At 66.8% G+C, this 2,892-nt stretch carries 2 protein-coding genes, 1 tRNA gene and 1 pseudogene; all 4 read left to right on the forward strand.

The window, feature by feature from the left end:
• Nucleotides 1-49 precede the first annotated feature (49 nt).
• Nucleotides 50-123: transfer RNA gene (locus D0D37_RS46140), tRNA-Met, on the forward strand.
• A 240-nt stretch (nucleotides 124-363) separates the two neighbouring features.
• A complete protein-coding gene (locus D0D37_RS46145; RefSeq protein WP_116206874.1) occupies nucleotides 364-864 on the forward strand; it encodes a PadR family transcriptional regulator in 501 nt (166 codons plus the stop codon).
• A gap of 64 nt (nucleotides 865-928) precedes the next feature.
• On the forward strand, nucleotides 929-2,032 hold the full coding sequence (gene prfB / locus D0D37_RS46150) for a peptide chain release factor 2 (protein WP_116206875.1): 1,104 nt from the start codon (nucleotides 929-931) through the stop codon (nucleotides 2,030-2,032).
• A 96-nt stretch (nucleotides 2,033-2,128) separates the two neighbouring features.
• Nucleotides 2,129-2,809: pseudogene (ftsE, locus tag D0D37_RS46155) on the forward strand (cell division ATP-binding protein FtsE); the annotation flags it as partial.
• Nucleotides 2,810-2,892 lie beyond the last annotated feature (83 nt).

The following is a 2,892-nucleotide window of genomic DNA, read 5'->3' on the forward strand; positions in this document are numbered from 1 at the left end:
GGTGGTGTTTGGGGGTCTGGCGGGGGGTGTATTGTTGTTTTCACAACGACGCGGGGTGGAGCAGCTCGGTAGCTCGCTGGGCTCATAACCCAGAGGTCGCAGGTTCAAATCCTGTCCCCGCTACTTGGATACAAAGCCGGGGCTCGTGCGGATGCACGGGCCCCGGCTTTTTTGTGCGCCATTTGGCCGTCGCTCGGGTGGTGGTTGCGGCGCGGTGATCGTTTCGGCGGTGGTTGCGGAGCGTCGCAAAGTCTATTGTGGACATACCTGCGGACTGGGCTGTTAGAGGGGTTGCCGCAGGCCACAATGGACTGATTCGTGACCACTGTGGACACAGGGGCGGATAAGTGGGACCGTAGAGGGGTGTCCGAATTGAATGCAACCGCCGCCGCTCTGCTCGGTCTGCTCCACGACGGCCCCGCCACGGGCGGGCAGCTGGTCTCGGGCGCCGACGAGCGCTTCGGCGCCTTTTTCAGCGTCACCCGCAGCCAGGTCTACCGCGAACTCCCGGCGCTCTCGAAAGAGGGTCTCGTCCGGCTCGGCAAACAAGGACCCCGTTCGAGCCAGCAGTACGTGCTCACCGCGGCAGGCAAGAAGGCCTTCAAGACGTGGCTCACGTCCGAGGCCGGACCCGACCACCTCCGCAGCCCGCTCATCCTGCGGCTCGTGCACGCCGGCTCCCTGACGGCCAAACAGCGCACCGCCCTGCTCGACAGCGCCCGCACCACCTACCAGGCGCAGCTCGAAGAGGCCAAGAACGCCACCAAGACCGCCGACGGCCCCTACGCCAAGGCAGTCGCCGAGTTCGCCCAGGCGCAGGCCAAGGCCGCACTGAAGCTGCTCGACTCGATCCCGCAGGCCTGAGCTTCGCCACGGCCCCACGACCGGTTCGCGACCGGTCGTGGGTTTTGCCGTAACGTTGTCCGACGTGAGTGATGAGTTCGATGCGGCGCTGAAGGACCTGACCGGCAAGCTGACGCAGATCGAGTCGGTGATGGACCTCGACGCGCTGCGGGCGCAGGTCGCCGAGCTCGAGGAGCAAGCGTCCAGCCCCACCCTCTGGGACAACGTCGAAGAAGCCCAGAAGGTCACCAGCCAGCTGTCCCACCGGCAGGCCGAGCTGCGCCGCGTCTCCGAACTGCGCCAGCGCCTCGACGACCTCGGCGTCCTCTACGAGCTCGCCGCCGACGAAGGCGACTCCGGCAGCATGACCGAGGCCGAGGGCGACCTCGCCGACCTCGGCAAAGACATCGACGCGCTCGAAGTCCGCACCCTGCTGTCCGGCGAATACGACGACCGCAACGCCGTCGTCAACATCCGCTCCGAAGCAGGCGGCGTCGACGCGGCCGACTTCGCCGAAATGCTGCTGCGCATGTACCTGCGCTGGGCCGAGCGGCACGGCTACCCGACGGACGTCTTCGACATCTCCTACGCCGAAGAAGCGGGCATCAAGTCCGCCACCTTCAAGGTGACCGCCCCGTACGTCTACGGCACCCTCTCGGTCGAGCAAGGCACCCACCGCCTCGTGCGGATCTCGCCGTTCGACAACCAGAGCCGGCGGCAGACGTCCTTCGCGCACGTCGAGGTCCTGCCCGAGGTCGAGGAAGTCGACCACGTCGACATCCCGGAAAAAGACATCCGCGTCGACGTGTACCGCTCCTCCGGTCCCGGCGGGCAGAGCGTCAACACCACCGACTCCGCGGTCCGCCTCACCCACCTCCCGACCGGCATCGTCGTCTCCTGCCAGAACGAGAAATCGCAGCTGCAGAACAAAGCGGCCGCGATGAAGGTCCTCCAGGCGCGCCTCCTGCAGCGCAAAAAGGAGGAGGAACGGGCCGAAATGGACGCGCTCAAGGACGGCGGCTCCAGCTGGGGCAACCAGATGCGCTCCTACGTGCTGCACCCGTACCAGATGGTCAAGGACCTGCGCACCGAATTCGAGGTCGGCAACCCCACCGCGGTCCTCGACGGCGACATCGACGGCTTCCTGGAAGCCGGAATCCGCTGGCGCAAGCAGACGAACGCGATCTGATCCGCACCGGAGCCGGCCCGCGCCGGGACGAGGCGCGGGTCACCCAAGGCACCGGCAACCCGGGCTTAACGGGGTCCATGGGTAGGATGCCGAACCGTGATCCGGCTCGAAGAGGTTTCCAAGGTCTACAAGACCTCGACCCGTCCCGCCCTCGAACGGGTGTCGGTCGAGATCGACAAGGGTGAGTTCGTCTTCCTCATCGGCCCGTCCGGTTCCGGGAAGTCGACGTTCCTGCGGCTGCTGCTGCGGGAAGAGGTGCCCTCCAAGGGACGGGTCATGGTGTCGAACTTCGACGTCGCCAAGCTCGCCCGGCGCAGGGTCCCCCGCCTGCGCCAGACCATCGGCTGCGTGTTCCAGGACTTCCGGCTGCTGGCCAACAAAACCGTCGCGGAAAACGTGGCGTTCGCGCTCGAGGTCATCGGAAAACCGCGGCCCACGATCCGCAAGGTCGTGCCCGAGGTGCTCGAACTCGTCGGCCTCGACGGCAAAGCCGACCGGCTGCCCAACGAGCTTTCCGGCGGCGAGCAGCAGCGCGTCGCGATCGCCCGCGCGTTCGTGAACCGCCCGCTCGTCCTGCTCGCCGACGAGCCCACCGGCAACCTCGACCCGGACACCAGCCAGGACATCATGCTGCTGCTGGAGCGGATCAACCGCACCGGCACCACCGTGCTGATGGCCACGCACGACCATTCCATCGTGGACTCGATGCGGCGGCGGGTCGTCGAGCTGCAGCTCGGTCGCGTGATCCGCGACGACGCCCGGGGCGTCTACGGCATACGTCTCTTATACAGACCGCCCCCGACCCGTCCCGCCCCGAACCAAGGAATCACGAGAGCGATGCGTGCCAGTTTCGTCTTCAG

The sequence above is a fragment of the Amycolatopsis circi genome, from assembly GCF_003385235.1.
Taxonomy (GTDB): domain Bacteria; phylum Actinomycetota; class Actinomycetes; order Mycobacteriales; family Pseudonocardiaceae; genus Amycolatopsis; species Amycolatopsis circi.